The 17,598-nt window shown below is 28.6% G+C and carries 15 protein-coding genes and 2 pseudogenes; 5 read left to right on the top strand and 12 right to left on the bottom strand.

Going from position 1 to position 17,598, the window contains the following annotated elements; translation table 11 throughout:
• Positions 1–113, top strand: a pseudogene (locus V3V28_RS01325) (IS982 family transposase); the annotation flags it as partial.
• A 325-nt stretch (positions 114–438) separates the two neighbouring features.
• Here the strand turns inward: V3V28_RS01325 and V3V28_RS01320 are convergent.
• The 4 genes and pseudogenes from V3V28_RS01320 to V3V28_RS01305 form a co-directional block, all read right to left on the bottom strand.
• Positions 439–957, bottom strand: a complete 519-nt coding sequence (locus V3V28_RS01320) for a hypothetical protein (RefSeq protein ID WP_331363217.1) — start codon at positions 955–957, stop codon at positions 439–441.
• Between the two features lie 89 nt (positions 958–1,046).
• Positions 1,047–1,436 carry a hypothetical protein gene (locus tag V3V28_RS01315; RefSeq protein WP_331363216.1) on the bottom strand — a complete coding sequence of 130 codons (390 nt, stop codon included), beginning with the start codon at positions 1,434–1,436 and terminating at the stop codon, positions 1,047–1,049.
• Positions 1,437–1,453: 17 nt separating this feature from the next.
• Complete coding sequence (locus V3V28_RS01310; protein ID WP_331363215.1) at positions 1,454–3,154, bottom strand: glycoside hydrolase family 19 protein; 1,701 nt, start codon at positions 3,152–3,154, stop codon at positions 1,454–1,456.
• Positions 3,155–3,433: 279 nt separating this feature from the next.
• A pseudogene (locus V3V28_RS01305) lies at positions 3,434–3,706 on the bottom strand (polyprenyl synthetase family protein); the annotation flags it as partial.
• Positions 3,707–3,745: 39 nt separating this feature from the next.
• Here V3V28_RS01305 and V3V28_RS14635 point away from each other — a divergent pair.
• Positions 3,746–4,069: a DUF3995 domain-containing protein gene (locus V3V28_RS14635; RefSeq protein WP_442957511.1), complete on the top strand. Its 324-nt coding sequence runs from the start codon at positions 3,746–3,748 to the stop codon at positions 4,067–4,069.
• A 99-nt stretch (positions 4,070–4,168) separates the two neighbouring features.
• On the opposite strand, the gene V3V28_RS01300 is transcribed toward V3V28_RS14635, so the two are convergent.
• The 3 genes from V3V28_RS01300 to V3V28_RS01290 form a co-directional block, all read right to left on the bottom strand.
• Positions 4,169–4,951: an ABC transporter permease gene (locus V3V28_RS01300; RefSeq protein WP_331363214.1), complete on the bottom strand. Its 783-nt coding sequence runs from the start codon at positions 4,949–4,951 to the stop codon at positions 4,169–4,171.
• A gap of 5 nt (positions 4,952–4,956) precedes the next feature.
• Positions 4,957–5,874, bottom strand: coding sequence for an ABC transporter ATP-binding protein (locus V3V28_RS01295; RefSeq protein WP_331363213.1), 918 nt, complete (start codon positions 5,872–5,874; stop codon positions 4,957–4,959).
• 65 nt (positions 5,875–5,939) lie between these two features.
• Complete coding sequence (locus V3V28_RS01290; RefSeq protein WP_331363212.1) at positions 5,940–6,917, bottom strand: polyprenyl synthetase family protein; 978 nt, start codon at positions 6,915–6,917, stop codon at positions 5,940–5,942.
• 181 nt (positions 6,918–7,098) lie between these two features.
• Between V3V28_RS01290 and V3V28_RS01285 the strand changes: the two genes are divergently transcribed.
• On the top strand, positions 7,099–7,695 hold the full coding sequence (locus V3V28_RS01285) for a hypothetical protein (protein ID WP_331363211.1): 597 nt from the start codon (positions 7,099–7,101) through the stop codon (positions 7,693–7,695).
• 63 nt (positions 7,696–7,758) lie between these two features.
• Here V3V28_RS01285 and rlmN read toward each other — a convergent pair whose 3' ends face one another.
• From rlmN to V3V28_RS01270, 3 genes are all read right to left on the bottom strand, one after another.
• Entirely contained in the window at positions 7,759–8,796 is a 1,038-nt protein-coding gene (rlmN, locus tag V3V28_RS01280) for a 23S rRNA (adenine(2503)-C(2))-methyltransferase RlmN (RefSeq protein WP_331363210.1), read from the bottom strand.
• Between the two features lie 212 nt (positions 8,797–9,008).
• Positions 9,009–10,058: a tRNA preQ1(34) S-adenosylmethionine ribosyltransferase-isomerase QueA gene (gene queA, locus V3V28_RS01275; protein ID WP_331363209.1), complete on the bottom strand. Its 1,050-nt coding sequence runs from the start codon at positions 10,056–10,058 to the stop codon at positions 9,009–9,011.
• A 72-nt stretch (positions 10,059–10,130) separates the two neighbouring features.
• Entirely contained in the window at positions 10,131–11,360 is a 1,230-nt protein-coding gene (locus V3V28_RS01270) for a 3-phosphoshikimate 1-carboxyvinyltransferase (protein ID WP_331363208.1), read from the bottom strand.
• Between the two features lie 55 nt (positions 11,361–11,415).
• On the opposite strand from V3V28_RS01270, the gene V3V28_RS01265 reads away from it, so the two are divergent.
• Positions 11,416–14,523 carry a VPS10 domain-containing protein gene (locus tag V3V28_RS01265; protein ID WP_331363207.1) on the top strand — a complete coding sequence of 1,036 codons (3,108 nt, stop codon included), beginning with the start codon at positions 11,416–11,418 and terminating at the stop codon, positions 14,521–14,523.
• A 66-nt stretch (positions 14,524–14,589) separates the two neighbouring features.
• Here V3V28_RS01265 and V3V28_RS01260 read toward each other — a convergent pair whose 3' ends face one another.
• Together V3V28_RS01260 and V3V28_RS01255 are read right to left on the bottom strand one after the other, a co-directional pair.
• Positions 14,590–14,838 carry a hypothetical protein gene (locus V3V28_RS01260; RefSeq protein WP_331363206.1) on the bottom strand — a complete coding sequence of 83 codons (249 nt, stop codon included), beginning with the start codon at positions 14,836–14,838 and terminating at the stop codon, positions 14,590–14,592.
• On the bottom strand, positions 14,838–15,164 hold the full coding sequence (locus V3V28_RS01255) for a nucleotide pyrophosphohydrolase (protein WP_158838193.1): 327 nt from the start codon (positions 15,162–15,164) through the stop codon (positions 14,838–14,840). The genes V3V28_RS01260 and V3V28_RS01255 overlap by 1 nt, the downstream gene beginning before the upstream one ends.
• Positions 15,165–15,280: 116 nt before the next feature.
• On the opposite strand from V3V28_RS01255, the gene V3V28_RS01250 reads away from it, so the two are divergent.
• On the top strand, positions 15,281–17,413 hold the full coding sequence (locus V3V28_RS01250; protein WP_331363205.1) for a M48 family metallopeptidase: 2,133 nt from the start codon (positions 15,281–15,283) through the stop codon (positions 17,411–17,413).
• Positions 17,414–17,598: the final 185 nt, after the last annotated feature.

Raw genomic sequence — 17,598 nt, 5'->3', positions numbered from 1 at the left:
AAGGTTTTAAGACTAGAATACTCTCAAAATTAACCTCATTAACAATTATTCAATTCATTAATAAGTTTACTTTTGATAGAAATATTAACAACTTAAAAATTAGTATTATTTAAATGCAAAACGGGTTTATTTTAATATTATTGTATTCTGTTTCTGTTATTATATTTGCATTTTGGCATCTAGCTATTGATGTAAACATCAATAAAAGTATTATTATAAAATTTTTCATAGTTTATATATTGATTTTTGACAACTAATTATTGTAAGTTCAGAATAACAAATATATTTTGACAACTAAAAGATATTAGTACTATTAAAATAAAAATATTTTTTTCGGTATCTAATAAATAAAATACCCTCAAATAAGGTTTAACATTTTGAGGGCAGTTTAAATACATTTTTTATCTTATATAATAATTTATAGGAAAATCTTATAAATTAATTAAAAGAAGTATACTCTATACTAGTAATTTCTTTACTTCTAGAATCAAACTTTATCATAAGAATATCATCTGTATAATTAGTACTAAAAGAAATGTCTGTACCGCTTACATTTATTTGTTCATTACCTAGGAGACTAATATCATCACCAATGGTAATTATTTTTCCTTTGACTGTAATACTAGATTGGTTATTTGAAATAGTAAAATCATGTAGAATATAATCATTTACTATGTTTGGGTTATTTTCTTCAAAATACAAATAAATACCTTTAGAGTCATTCCAAAACTCTATATGAAGACTTGGCTCTGCACCTTGAGTATTCATTAAACCATCACCGAGTAAATTTCTTATTTCTGTAGCATTTCCTTTGGTATCACTTATTGTTTGCCAATTTATATTGTTTATTTTAATATTATTATATTCTGTTTCTGTCAAATTATTTAGTCTTTGTGCTTGACTACAGTTGCTAAAAACGGTAATAAATAGAATTGTTAAAATTTTTATTGTTTTCATAATATTTTTATTTGATTTCAAAGTATTAACTAAAAAAGAACAGAGAATTTTGAGTTTCTCTATTCTTTTCATAGTTCTCAAATAAATTATTATTGTCTCTTAAAATAAATAGAGCCACCTCTTTTTAACCATCTTATTTGTAAATCATAATCGTCTAAAGATAAAATTTCATAACAATAGTAATCATTGGAGTCAGCAATATTTACAACTTTAAGATAACTAAATAATTCGCCAACGGGAACCTCCTCAAAACATTGAGGTGTAGTAGTTTCTATTGAATAATAATATGTTTTATCCAAGTTTCCATCCAAGTAATCATAACATTTTCCATCATTTTTAAATACCCATTTACTATTTGGTGCTCCTTCAGAAATCCAAGCTCCAATAATTTTCTCTTTTTCTTGTGAAATTTGTAAAACGGTAAAGCTTACTAGTAATATTAATGTTGTTAATAATCCTATTTTTTTTATATTCTTCATGATTTTTAAAATTTAGTTTACTTACAATCTATATTTTCTTTTACTTTTTTATGTAATTCTTTTCTATCAGTTAAACCGTTTGTTCCTCCATTTACCTTTTTTGTTACAGTTTTTACAATTGTTTTATCATTTATTGTAATTTTATCAATTACATTGTTTTTAAAAAACCATAAAGCACTAATAGTTGCAATTTTCATATCTGTTTTTACTAAATCTGGATTTGCTATAAAATCTTTACTTGCATCATATTTATTTTGGTAAAAATTAGTAAAACTTTGATAATTATTTTCACCTGTTAATTGAATTATACCTCTACCTCTATACTTATAACCATCTCCAGATTTATCATTGCCCATTCTTCCTCCATAAACTAAATTTCCCATTTTTTCTTTATTTACATATACAGAAGTTGAATTCCGTTTATAATCATTGGGATTAGCTTTTAAAGTGTCTTTTTTTCCATCTGTATGCGGGTTAAAGTATTTCTTAAAATCATTTATTCCTAACTTTTTCCATCTGTAATTTAGGTTTTCTTCAAAAGTTTTAAATTTTCCACTTTCGTGTCCAGCTTGGGATAAAAAATGTCGTAACTTATCTTTTGTGTCTATTTCAAAATCCTTGCCATATTTATTAATTGCATCTGCTATCTCTTTTAGTTTTGCATCAGTTGTAGTTGTGAATACTTTTTTTAAATCTTCTTTAGTCGTCTCACATTTATCAACACAGTTTCCGTCGTTATCTTCAACTTTACCTGTTGGACAATCACATTTACCAGTTTCTTTATTATATGTCTTAACTCCATCTGTACAAGGATTATCTATACAATTTCCACTAGAATCTTCAACTTTACCTTCTGGGCATTCACATTGATTTGTTGTAGGATTTTCAACTTTACCTCCTGTACAATTCGCAGTATTGCTACCTCCATTACTACCTCCGTTGTTGTTATTTGATTCTGTGTCACTATTCTCGTCATCATAACTATCACTATCGCCCAGAAACAAGTAATAAGCATTCTGACCAGCACTATTTGTACCTCCACCTCCACTACTACTTCCTCCATCTGTACTTACTGTAATTTCAATACCATCAAAAACTCCATCAAAAGGTAAATTATCAGTGTTCCAACAATCTGGATCTGGTGCAATAGTATCTTGATAAAAATAAAACATAAAAGAAAACATACTTGCCTGTTGAACTTGCTCTCTTAATACTAGTTTATGAGTTATTAAACCATCAACTACGTTATAAGCATCTAAAAACTTACCATCAAAATCATTAAAATAAATCTTACCGTTTTTAATTATTCCATTCTCAAAAGGTTCATCTATCCATTCTGTATAAACACCTTTATTTATAGAATCATTTACTTCTAAAAAGAAAATTTTTGAAGTATAATTACCTTCTCTGTTTATAATAGTTTGTGTATTTGTTAATAAAGCTTCAGTAAAACTTAAAGAATCTTGCGCTGTTGTTTCCCATTGTGGGTCTAATGTTAATTCATCTGACTCTCCTCGTGCAAAAATATTTGGTTTATTTTTTAAATAATTTTCGAAAATTATTTTTGCTTTTTCTGGCGTAACAGTTTTTATATTTAATTCTTTCTTTGCTTCTACATCAATAATTTCCAATTCTTCTTTTTCACAATTAAAGAGTAAAAATGATATTCCAAAAAGGAATATTCCGAGTTTGATAAAATTGCTTTTTCTGTTTTTCATATGCATTAAATTTATAGTTATTTTTTATTATAAATATAAAAGATAAAAATGCACTTGTCAATCACGGAAAACAGTGAAATTTTATTCTCACTGAAAACAGTGAACGCTCTCACGGTTTTCAGTGAGAATAAAAGCATAAACTGCTGTAAATTAAACTGTTAAAAACTAAATATGTTTGATACATTTAAATACTTTTTCATTATTTTTTTGTCTACTGAAAAACATAAATGCTTAAAACTAGTTTCAATAGCATATCTAACCAACTGTTTTTTGGTTTTTTTAAATCTTACGCTCAACCACATAATCGATCATAGTCAATAATGATTTTTTATATTCTGATGGTGGGAAGTTTTCTAAAATAGCAATTGCCTTATTTTTGTAATCATTCATTTTGATAGTTGTATATTCTATACCGCCATTTTCTTTTACAAAAGTAATTACTTCTTTTACTCTTTTTTTGTCTTTGTTGTGTTTCTTAATCGATTTAATCAACCAATATTTTTCTTTTTTAGAACAGGTGTTTAAAGTACGAATTAAAGGCAAAGTCATTTTTATTGGGTATTTGGTGGAGAGTGGGGACTAAAGAATGCAATTCCAACTAAAAAGGAAAATGAAAATATTAATTTTAAACCAAGTTCTTTTGCTACTCTTTTAGTTGCTTTAATTTTACTAGCTTTTGCTAGTTTCTATCTAATTCAAACTAACTTTTTTACTTTTAATTTACCAAAGTGGACAAACTACTTATTATGGATTTTACCATCTATGTTTTTATTAAGAGCCATAGGAGATTTTAAATATGTTGGTTTTTTTAAAAGTATAAAAACAACAATATTTGCAAAGTGGGATAGCAAATTGTTTTCACCTTTATGTTTGTTAATTAGTGTTTTAGGATTTATAATTTCCTTTTCATCCTAAATTCGTTGATTTAAGTAATAAAAGAAGCCTATTAAAATTTACTTTAATAGGTTTCTTTTATTTTGAATTATATATGAACAGATTGCCCAGTTTCCTTTACTATTTTACATTCAATCTTTTAATATCTAAATACCCTAAAACAGCTGTAATAACAAAGCAAGAAAGACTATAAACTGTTACTGAAGACATTCCGAATGTTAGCGGCATTTTTTCTCCGAAAGTAACAGACAACACACTAAATGAATAAGGGAAATAAATAGACTGTGGCGCTTGTGAAATAACGATACCAATCATTGTTAAAAACATTCCTATCCCTAAAGGGATAATAAAGTTTTTAAATCGAAAGCTTGCCCAGAATTGTATTCCTATAATCCCTAAAGAAGCTATAAAAGAAGTATATATTATTTCTATATATTTTAAATGATTTGGTGTAAAAGCTAAAAATTTTAAGTCTGAATGAATTGCACCTAATAAAGCACCAGATAATAATATTATTACATAATAATATATGTACGTAGTTATTATTGCGAAAAGAACAATCGTTAATTTACCGTAATAAACACTCCATTTTGGGATTGGCAAAGCAAATAAATACTTTATTCCTAACGACTTATGTTCTATTTGCATAATTAAACTTGTAATTAATACAATAAACATGGGAATAAAAAATGGAATTGAGTTTTCAATTTGCATGGTCATAAATTTCTCCCAAGGGTTTGTTCCTACTTTAGGAGCTAATGTTTCATGTTTAAAAAAGTATACTATAAAAAATAATATGGGAAAAAGGAATGCGCTAATAATAGTTAGCCAAAAAGCAAATGTTCTTTTTAATTTAATAAATTCATTTTTTATGCTTGATGTGTAATATGTGATTGCCGACATGAGGTTTAGTTTTCGGTTAGTGATAAAAAAAGTTCTTCTAAATTATTTTTAATAGAAACTTGATATACAGCTATTTTCTTGACCCTTAAAGCATCAATTATAGCAGTAATTTCTTTCTTGTGTTCCACTTCAATTTGAATAAAGTCTTTTGTTGAAGAAGTATTTTCTTTATCTAAACTTTCTAAAACAATCATTGCATCAATAAATTTATCAACCTCTAAATCAATCATCATTTTTTGTCCTTTTGATGATTTTAAAGCTTTTACAGTATCTTGAAATAACATCTTTCCATTTCTAATAATACCAACATGTGTGCATGTTTTTTCAATCTCACTTAATAAATGGCTTGATATAAAGATGGTTGTACCATATTTTTTATTCAAATCTTTAATTAATTCTCTCATTTCGATAATTCCTTTAGGATCTAATCCATTTGTAGGTTCATCTAAAATGATTAATTCTGGATTACTTAATAAGGAAATCGCTAACCCTAAACGTTGCTTCATACCTAAAGAATAGGCTTTTATTTTTTTTTGTTTAGCATGTGTTAATTTTACAATTTCTAAAACTTCGTCAATTCTTTCAGAAGAAATATTTCCACGATAATTTGCAGCAATTCTTAAGTTGTCTACCGCATTTAAATGTTCATACAAAGATGGGCTTTCAATTAAAGCGCCAACTTTACTTAAACTTTTTAATCGGGTTTTTCCATCGAAGTTTTCACCAAACAAAGCTACTTTACCAGATTGCTTTTTTAACAATCCTAAAATTAAACGAATGGTGGTACTTTTCCCAGAACCATTTGGCCCAAGAAAACCATAAATACTTCCTTTGGGAACTTTAAGCTCTAAACTCTCAATATCTTTTCTTGTCTTAGTATAAGAAAAATTGAGAGTTTGTGTTTCTACAATTAATTGATTCATAATTTGGTTTTATAGTTTACTTATATAGTAAACGAACCAAATAGAAAATTGTAACGAGAGTGAATTTAAATCTTACGCTCAACCACATAATCGATCATAGTCAATAAAGATTTTTTATATTCTGAAGCTGGATAATTTTCTAAAATAGCAATTGCCTTATTTTTGTAATCATTCATTTTGGTAGTTGTATACTCTATACCACCATTTTCTTTTACAAAAGCAATTACTTCTTTCACTCTTTTTTTGTCTTTATTGTGTTTCTTAATCGAGTTAATCAACCAAGATTTTTCTTTTTTAGAACATGTATTTAAAGTACGAATTAAAGGCAAAGTCATTTTTTGCTCTTTAATATCAATTCCTGTTGGTTTTCCTATTTTTTCATCTGAATAATCGAATAAATCATCTTTAATTTGAAATGCAATACCAATATATTCTCCAAATTTTCGCATTTGTTGAATGGTATCTTGGTTTGCGCCAACCGAAGCTGCACCAATACCACAACATGCAGAGATTAAAGTGGCTGTTTTCTGACGAATAATATCAAAATAAATATCTTCTGTGATGTCTAATTTTCTTGCTTTTTCTATTTGAAGTAATTCGCCTTCACTCATTTCGCGAACGGCAATAGAAATTAGTTTTAACAAATCGAAATCTTCATTATCAATTGATAATAATAATCCTTTTGATAATAAAAAATCACCAACTAAAACGGCTATTTTATTTTTCCAAAGTGCATTGACAGAGAAAAAACCTCTACGTCTATTGCTTTCATCTACAACATCATCATGTACTAAAGTAGCTGTATGAATTAATTCTACTACTGAAGCTCCTCTATAAGTTCTTTCATCAAAACCACCATCGGAAACCATTTTTGCAACCAAAAAAACAAACATTGGTCGCATTTGTTTTCCTTTTCTTCTTACAATATAATACGTAATTCTGTTTAATAACGGAACTTTAGACAACATCGAATCTTTGAACTTTTTTTCAAAAAGTTCCATCTCATTTTTAATGGGAAGTTTTATAAGTTCTACTGGTTTCATTAACAAATACTTTTCCTAATAAGAGATCAAAAGTAAAGAAATAAATTAAGATGTTTTTATTTGATGTACGAATCTTTCTAAACAATCCGCTGTTACATAAATATTAAATATTTTTAATCAAAATTGAATTAGAAAATTCACCTATCTTTCAATGAAATATAACTATTAAATTATAATTACTATGCAAGACATACGTTTCCCTGTTACTTTTGAATTTAAAATATCTACGTTAGCGAATGACTTTACTGCAAAAGACAGTGGTGGAAATACTATTGCTTATGTGCGTCAGAAAATGTTTAAACTTAAAGAGGATATAAGTGTATTTAATAACGACACAAAATCTAGTTTAAATTATAAAATTAAAGCTGATAAATGGTTAGATTTCTCCACGGCTTATTCTTTTTACGATGATAAAAATAAAGAGTTTGGAAAAGTTGTTAGAAAAGGATGGAAATCTTTATGGAATGCTCATTATGAGATTATTGATCAGCATCAAAAACAACAATATATTATTAATGAGAAAAACCCATGGGTTAAAGTTTTAGACTCATTACTTGGTGAAATTCCTATCTTAAGTTTTTTTACCGGATATCTTTTTAACCCAACGTATCTTGTAAAAAATACACAAGGTAAAACAGTCGTTGAGCTTACAAAATTAAAATCATTCTTTGGAAAAAACTTTGAAATTTCTAAAGTTGGTGAACTTGATAGTGATGACGATGATAGAGTTATGCTCGCTTTAATGATGTTTGTGTTATTAGAAAGAAGAAGAGGTTAACCTTATATAAAATATAAACAAGACCTCACAGGTTTTAAAAACCTGTGAGGTCTAAAAAATTTATTAAGATTTATTTGCCAATTGCCCGCAAGCAGCATCAATATCTTTACCTCTACTTCTTCTAACATTTACAGTAATATCATGCATTTCTAAATTAGAAATATAATTATTTATTGCAGATGAACTTGCTTGTTGAAACTCACCATCATCAATAGGGTTGTATTCTATTAAATTGATTTTACAAGGCACCGCTTTACAAAATTCTACCAATGCTTTTATGTCTTCTTTTCGGTCGTTAATTCCTTTCCAAACAATATATTCATACGTAATTTCTCTTCCTGTTTTCTCGTACCAATACTCTAAAGATTCGCGTAAATCATTTAATGGAAAAGTAGTATTAAATGGCATTATTGAAGTTCTAACTTCATCGATTGCAGAATGTAAAGAAACGGCTAAATTGAATTTAGCTTCTTCATCTGCCATCATTTTTATCATTTTTGGAACACCTGAAGTAGACACTGTAATTCTTTTAGATGACATTCCCAATCCTTCCGGAGAAGTTATCATCTCTATAGATTTCATTACGTTTTTATAGTTCATTAAGGGTTCTCCCATTCCCATAAAAACAATGTTTGTTAGTTTCTTATCATAATACAATCTACTTTGTTTGTCGATTACCACAACTTGATCGTAAATTTCATCTGGGTTTAGATTACGCATTCTTTTTAAGCGAGAAGTTGCACAAAACTTACAATCTAAACTACAACCAACTTGACTAGAAACACATGCTGTTGTTCTTTTTTCTGTAGGTATTAAAACAGATTCTACGATTAAACCATCGTGTAATTTAATTCCGTTTTTAATGGTCCCGTCTTTACTTTTTTGCATAGAATCTACTTTGATATGGTTAATAACAAAGTTGTTTTCTAACATCTCTCTAGTTTCTTTAGAAATGTTTGTCATTGCATCAAAAGTATGCAAAGATTTGCTCCAAAGCCATTCGTAAACTTGGTTTCCACGAAAAGCTTTATCTCCATTTTCAACGAAAAAAAATCGTAATTCGTCTTTTGTTAATGCTCTTATGTCTTTCTTTTTAATCAAGTTTTCTAGTTTTTAAAGTAACGTTGCAAAAATACAATATAATTTGAAGTTATAACTGAAGTTGGCAAGTAGGTTGCATTAGCGATTGAAACGGCATCCTTTTTTTCTTTTAAAAAAAGATATAGTGTAAAGCGCGACCTGAAAGGGAATGCCAAAAAAAAGCTGACAATTAATATAATTGTCAGCTTTAAATTTTTTGAATTTTAGAATTCTTATATAATTAGCATAGCGTCTCCGTATGTAGAGAATCTATATTTTTCTTTTATTGCTACTTTATATGCTTCCATTACAAAATCGTAACCACCAAAAGCTGCGGCTTGCATTAATAATGTAGATTTTGGCGTATGAAGATTTGTTATCATTGCTGTTGCAATACTAAATTCATGAGGTGGAAAAATAAATTTATTTGTCCAACCTGTAAAATCATTTAATTCACCTTTAGAAGAAACTGAAGATTCTACTGTTCTCATAACAGTTGTACCTACAGCACAAACTCTTCTTTTTTCCTTTTTTGCCTTGTTAATCATCTTGGCAGCATTTTCTGAAATTACAATCTGTTCAGAATCCATTTTGTGTTTTGATAAATCTTCTACTTCTACCGAACTAAAAGTACCTAAACCAACATGTAAAGTTGTTTCTGCAAAATCTACTCCTTTAATTTCTAAACGTTTTAATAAATGTTTAGAAAAATGTAAACCTGCTGTTGGTGCTGCTACTGCGCCTTCATGTTTTGCGAAGATAGTTTGATAACGTTCATCATCTATTGCTTCTACTTCTCTGTTTAATTCTTTTGGTAATGGAGTTTGACCTAATTGTAATAATTTTGCTCTAAACTCTTCGTAAGAACCATCATATAAAAAACGTAAAGTTCTTCCTCTAGAAGTTGTATTATCTATTACCTCTGCTACTAAACTATCATCTTCACCAAAAAATAATTTGTTTCCTATTCTAATTTTTCTTGCTGGATCTACTAAAACATCCCACAATCTATTTTCTGCATTTAATTCTCTTAATAAGAAAACTTCTATTCTTGCACCAGTTTTTTCTTTATTACCAAACATTCTTGCAGGAAAAACTTTGGTATTGTTCAACATTAATACATCACCTTCATCGAAGTAATTTATTACGTCTTTAAAAACCTTATGTTCTATAGTTTGTTCTTTTCTGTTTAAAACCATTAAACGAGATTCATCTCTATGTTCAGCAGGGTAAGTTGCTAACAATTCTTCTGGTAATTCAAATTCAAAATGCGATAATTTCATATATGTATATCTTATAAAGGCGGCAAATATACGATATCGGAATAGGCGTTGTCAAGTGTTTGACTGTTTAATTTACAGTTCTTTAGATATTATACCAATTTGTTGCATGTCAATCCAAAATTTTTGAAAAGATTTGGTAACTACTTCTGCATTTAAAATAATGATAGGAACTCTTAATGCCAAAGGTGCAAAAGCCATTGCCATTCTATGATCATTATACGTTTTTATAGAAATATTTTCTTTAATTTCTGATGATTTTTCTAAATGTAAACTCTCATTTGTTACAGAAATTGAAGCTCCTAAATTTGTTAATTCTTCTTTTAAAGCTTCTAAACGATCTGTCTCTTTTATTTTTAAAGTATGTAAACCAGATAAATTACATGCAATTCCTTCAGAAAAACAAGTTACTGCAATTGTTTGTGCAATATCTGGTGCGTTTTTTAGGTCAATTTCTAAAGTTTCATTTTTTGTTGAGTTCTCCTTTTTTAAGGTAATAAAATCTTGACCAAAAGCTGTTACTACTCCAAAATGTTGGTAGATTCCTACTAAACAAGAATCGCCTTGTAAACTTTCTTTTTTATATGCCGATAATTTTATTTCTGAACCAATTTCTGCAGAAGCAATTATCGAATAAAAATAACTTGCAGAAGACCAATCTGATTCTACTACAACAGTTTGTTTTTTTATTGATTTCTTCGGAAGAACTTTGATAAAACTCCCTTCGAAACTTGTTTCAATATCCAATTGATTTAATAAACTCAACGTCATATTTATATAAGGAACAGAAGTAATTTTACCAATCAATTCTATTTCTAAACCATTTTCTAATTTTGATGCAATTAGCAACATCGAAGAAATATATTGACTACTTACGTTTCCGTTAATCTGCACTTTAGCTGTTGTAATTTTTCCCCCTTTAATTCTAATTGGTGGATATCCAACTTTGTCTTCATACGTAATTTCTGCTCCTAAATCTTTTAGTGCATTTACCAAAATTTCAATTGGTCTGTTTTGCATTCTTTCAGAACCAGTAAGAACAACTTCTCTATCACTTTTTACAGCAAAATAAGATGTTAAAAAACGCATTGCAGTTCCTGCATGACCAATATCTACAAGCTCTTCTTTTGTAGAAAGTGCATGTTGCATGTGAATAGAATCGTCTGAATCTGATAAGTTATCAATAGAAATTTCTGGAAACAAGTTTTGTAAAATCAATAATCTATTCGATTCACTTTTAGAACCAGAAATTGTTATTTCCTCATTTATTTTTTTATGCACTAAAACATTTAACAATATGTCCATTCTAAAAACTGATTTTAATTCTTACTTTTAAAGTTCAAACTTACAACTTACCAACATGAAAAAATATCTTTTTCTGGCGATTTGCTTCTTTCTATCTGCAAACTCCAAAGTTACTGCACAAAAAAAATCTAACAAAGTTTCTAACGAATATTTTAGTGCTGTAGAATGGAGGAATATTGGCCCTTTTAGAGGTGGTAGAAGTGCTACTGTTACTGGTGTTACTGGTAAATCTAATCTTTTCTACATGGGCTCTACTGGTGGTGGAGTTTGGAAAACTAACGATGCTGGTAACACTTGGCAGAATATTTCTGATGGCTTTTTTGGTGGTTCTGTTGGTTCTGTAGCTGTTTCTGAATCTGACAATAATGTGATGTATGTTGGAATGGGAGAAAAAACAGTTCGTGGAAATGTTTCTTCTGGTAACGGAATTTGGAAATCTGAAAACGCAGGAAAAACTTGGAAACATATGGGTTTAAAAAGCTCAAGACACATTCCTAGAATGAAAATTCATCCTAAAAACCCAAATATTGTTTTTGCAGGAGTAATGGGAGATTTATACAAACCAACACAAGAAAGAGGTGTTTACAAATCTATTGATGGTGGAGAAAATTGGAAACGTGTTTTATTTTCTAATGAAAATTCTGGAGTTATAGATTTAATTATCGACCCTAATAATCCTAGAGTTTTATATGCAACGACTTGGAATATTAGAAGAACTCCTTATAGTTTATCTTCTGGCGGCGATGGTTCTGCACTTTGGAAAAGTACGGACGAAGGAGAAACTTGGACAAATATTTCTTCAAACAAAGGCTTACCAGAAGGAATTTGGGGAATTAGTGGTGTTACAGTTTCACCAGTAAATTCTGATATTGTTTGGGCTTTAATCGAAAATAAAAAAGGTGGGATTTACAAATCTACAGACGCTGGTAAAACTTTTAAATTAATCAATTCTGAAAGAAAATTACGCCAAAGAGCTTGGTATTACACACGTTTATATGCAGATACACAAGATGAAGATATTTTATATGTTTTAAATGTCCGTTATCATAAATCTACAGATGGAGGTAAAACATACAAAACTTATAATGCGCCTCATGGAGATCATCATGATTTATGGATTGCGCCAGAAGATAACCAAAGAATGATTATTGGTGATGATGGAGGTGCACAAATTTCTTTTGATGCAGGAGAAAATTGGAGTACGTATATGAATCAACCAACATCTCAATTTTACAGAGTTACCACAGATAATCATTTTCCATATAGAATTTTAGCTGCTCAACAAGACAATTCTACTGTTAGAATTTCTCATAGAACTGCTGGTAGATTTATTACAGAATCTGATTGGACTTCTACTGCTGGAGGTGAAAGTGCACATATAGCTGTTGACCCTTTAAATGATGAAATTGTGTATGGAGGTAGTTATGGTGGTTTATTAACCAGAAAAAATCATAAGACTGGAGAAACGAGAGCTGTTAATGTTTGGCCAGATGATCCAATGGGTCATGGAGCAGAAGATTTTAAATATCGTTTTCAATGGAATTTTCCAATTTTCTTTTCACCAAATAACAAAAAGCGATTGTATGTAGGTTCTAATCATTTGCATGCAACAGAAAATGAAGGACAATCTTGGACTGTAATTAGTCCAGATTTAACAAGAAACGATCCTAAAACATTAAAATCTTCAGGAGGACCAATTACACAAGATAATACAGGTGTAGAATATTATGGAACTATTTTCGCAGCAACAGAATCTGCTTTTGAACCTGGTTTAATTTGGACAGGTTCAGATGATGGTTTAGTGCATGTTTCTAAAAATAATGGTGGTTCTTGGGATAATGTTACTCCTAAAAAAATGCCAGAATGGATGATGATAAATGCTATTGAAGTAGATCCCTTTACAAAAGGTGGTGCATATATTGTTGGAACAAAATACAAAACAGGAGATTACAGACCATATATTTATAAGACAGAAAATTATGGAAAATCTTGGAAATTAATTGTATCGGGAATTGGAAACGAAAGTTTTACAAGAGCTTTAAGAGCAGATCCAAAAAGAAAAGGATTGTTGTATGCAGGTACAGAAAAAGGAATGTATATTTCTTTTGATGATGGTGAAAAATGGGAATCTTTTCAGCAAAATTTACCAATTGTACCTATTACAGATTTAGCAATTAAAAATGATAATTTAATTGCTGCAACACAAGGTCGTTCTCTTTGGATTATTGATGATTTAACACCTCTTCATCAGTTAAATGCAGAAATTTTAAAAGAAAATGTAGTTTTATACAAACCTAAAGATGCTTACAATATGTCGGGTGGAAATGGAAGAACTTCTAGAACCCAAGGTACAAATCATGCTGGTGGAGTTGCAGTAAATTTCTTCATCAAAGAAAAAGGAGAAAAAGACGTAGTTTCTTTATCTTTTTATGATTTGAATGACAATTTCATTAAAAAATATTCAACAAAACCAAACAAAGAAAAAAAGGAAGAAAAATTAAAAGTTGAAGATGGAAACAATATTTTCAATTGGAATATGATGTATACTGGTGCAGACAAAGTAAAAGGAATGATTTTGTGGTGGGCTTCTTTAAACGGACCAATGGCGTTACCAGGAACTTATAAAGTAGAACTATCTGTGAATGATAACAAGATAAGTCAGAATTTTAATATTTTGAAAAATCCTAGTTCAGAAGCTTCAGAAAGTGATATGAAAGCACAGTTTAACTTTATAAATGATATCAACACAAAAATGACAGAAATTCACAAAGCATTAAAAAATGTGAAAAAAGTTAGAAATCAAGTTGGGTTGTTAAAGAAATCAATAAAAGATAAAAAGAAACACAAAGAACTGTTAGAATATGCAGATACTTTGGTAAAAGATTTAACGAAGATTGAAGAAACTTTATATCAAACAAAATCTAAAAGTGGGCAAGATCCTTTGAATTTTCCAATTAGATTAAATAATAAATTGGCGCATTTAAATTCGTTAACTAGAATAGGGAACTACGCTCCTACCCAACAATCAATTGATTTTAAAAATGAAATCACTAAAGAAATTGATGCTGAATTATTAAAGTTAAATACACTTTTTACAAACAGAGTAAAAGAGTTAAATAGAAGAGTAAAGCAAAGTGATATTGATTTAATTCAGTTGGATTAAACAAATTGTACAGAATAAAGAGCGCAGCTAAAAGCCGCGTTCTTTATTAATATTTAATAGCTTTATTTATTTTGTATTTTTATTAGTAACATACAAACCATAAATAAAACTAATTACTATTTTTATTGCCCAAAAACTTTTCCATTTTTCACCACTAAAATTAACTTCATTTACTTTTGCAAAATCACCTGCAAAAATATCGCGCCAGCTATTCATAAAAAGTGAAACTAAAGTTACTACAATAAAAAAAGGGATGGCAACTTTTAAAAAGTTAGTCCAAAATATTGGTTGTTTAATTTTCTCTAAAAAACTCATTATTTTAATTTTTGGTTGTTATGATGACGATCATGATCGCGTTTTGTTTTTATATCTAATTTTTTCTCAAAAGCATCTTGTAAGTTAATTCCTGTTTGGTTTGCCAAACATAAAACAACAAATAGTACGTCCGCTAATTCTTCACCTAAATCCTTATTTTTATCAGATTCTTTTTCGCTTTGCTCTCCGTAACGTCTTGCAATAATACGGGCAACTTCTCCAACTTCCTCCGTTAATTGCGCCATATTAGTTAATTCATTAAAATAACGAACTCCATGTGCCTTAATCCAATCGTCTACTTGTTTTTGTGCGTTTTCTATGTTCATTTTTAAAAAAATTTCTATGTTGTAAAGTTACAAAGTATCAAAGATAAAGTTTTTGAATATACTTGATAATTTATTTTTTTTAATTAGCTTTAAAAATTATAAAAAAATGCTACTAAATGTCTACAAACTATTATCCTGAAAGCCCTAAAAACACGCCCTTAAAATTAACCTCTTTACCTTTATCTTATAAGTTTAAAGCATTTCTAGCAATTTTGGCTATCATTCTCTTTTTTTTACTTTATATCGTTCTAGTAATCAGTTTAGGTTTTTTAGTTTACCATGCGTTTATTTATAATATAGAACATATTAACACCTTTGCTATTTTATTAAAAGTAGGTGCAATTGGTGGTTCTATTATGTTACTACTTTTTACATTAAAGTTCTTTTTAAAACTTAAAAATCATAAACCCGAAAACAGAATAAAATTAAAAAAAGAAACACAAAAGAAATTGTGGAATTTTATTTCAAAAATTTGTAAAGAAACGGGAGCCCCACTACCAAAAAACATTTTTATTGATCCTGATGTTAACGCATACGTTGCTTATTCTAATGTATGGTTGAGTTTGTTTTTACCCATAAAAAAAGAACTTACTATAGGACTAGGCTTAACAAGTTGTTTAAATTTATCTGAATTTAAAGCAGTTATTAGTCATGAATTTGGCCATTTTGCTCAAAACAGTATGAAAATAGGTAGTTATATAAACTCTGCAAATACAATCATTCATGACATGATTTATTCAAGAGATAAATGGGATGATATTTTAGATCAATGGAGATCATCAGATTTGAGATTGTCTGCTGCAGCTTGGGCAATTACGCCAGTAATATGGGTTATTAGACAAGTACTTTCACTGTTTTATCAATTTTTAAACATCATGTATTCTTCACTTTCTAGAGAGATGGAATTTAATGCGGATAAAGTTGCAGTTAGTACTTCTGGAAGTGATGCCATAATTTCTGCTCTTTGGAAATTAGATGCTGGTTTTGAAAATTGGAACTCAACTTTAAACAATGCTTTTTTAGCATCTAAAAAGAAAGTATTTGTTAAGAATTTATACATCCATAATAATATTGCAATTGCCAGAATTAAAGAAGAGCAAGAACTTAAATTAGAAAGTTTACCAAAAGATGAAAGAGGTGGAAAAAAGTTTTTTTCTAATTCTGAAATTTCAAAAGCAAACATGTATGAAAGTCATCCACCAAATGATAAAAGAGAAGAAAATGCAAAAGTCCCTTATGTAGTTTGCATAGAAGACAAACGTTCTCCTTGGTTATTATTTAATGAGGATGAGGGTTTACAGGAAAAAATGACGGCTTTAATTCATGAAAAATACATAAATAAAAAACCTAAAATGTTTTCTGAAAAAGCAATTTTCGAAAAATTTATTATTCAAGAACAACAAGGAAAAGAATTAGCAGAAGAATATTTAAACACTTTTCAAGATCGATTTATATTTATTGAAGAAGAAAAAGAACTTTTAAAGAAAGTAGATTCTATAAAAAATATTTCAATAAAAAACATCGTAAAACTAAAAGAAGAACTTGTTGAGTTAATGAAACCCATAAAAGAGATTGATTTACTTTTAGAAAAAGCAGTTAAAATTTCTGAAGGAACTATTAAAGAATCCACTTTTAAATTTCAAGAAAAAGAATTCAATAAAAAAACATTACAAGAAGGTTTTCTATTTTTAATGCAAGAAAAAGAAAAAATATTTAATGCAGATTTTAAAGATTGGGATATTCGATTTTGTCAAACTCACTTGGCAATTGCTAAAGAAAAGTCTAAAGAAGATACTTTACTTAAAATTTATAAACAACATTCAGTTATATCAGAAATTTACAAAGATATTGTTGCTGTAAAAAACACGGTTTTTAATGAGTTAACCGAATTACAAGAAAAAACAGATTTAGAGCAACATACCGTAACTTCTTTTGGGAATAGAGTAAAAGACATGCATTTTAAGTTGAATGACTCATTAAATAAAATTGATACTATTGATTTTATTCCATTGCCAAATATTGATGATGTTGCTGAATTTAAAGAAGCAATTATTGACAATGGAGCATTTGATAGAAAAGAAGGTTTGATTTTTGAAAATGGAGAATTTAATAATATAGTAAATGAATTAGAAGCTGCTGTTATGGACTGCCAAAGAGTTGAGCAAAAAAACATTGCTTCAATATTGGCGTTTCATAAAGATTTGTTTACGGATAATCATAAAAGTGAAATAAAAATCATAGCGAATTAAAACCTAAATATAGGCTACAGTTAAGCTATTCCCTTTTAAATTATTTATAATAATCGAAAAAACAAAAAAAAGTATATTAAAAATGAATTTTATGGTTTTCTATTCTAAAAAGATATAGCTTTACAACCAAACTATTAAAACTATATATTTTCAAATAAAAAAACACATTGTGCTCGTAACAAAAC

Origin of the sequence: Polaribacter sp., assembly GCF_036480315.1 — a bacterium.
In the GTDB taxonomy this organism is placed as follows: domain Bacteria; phylum Bacteroidota; class Bacteroidia; order Flavobacteriales; family Flavobacteriaceae; genus Polaribacter.
This window is presented reverse-complemented; position numbering and strand designations above follow the sequence as displayed.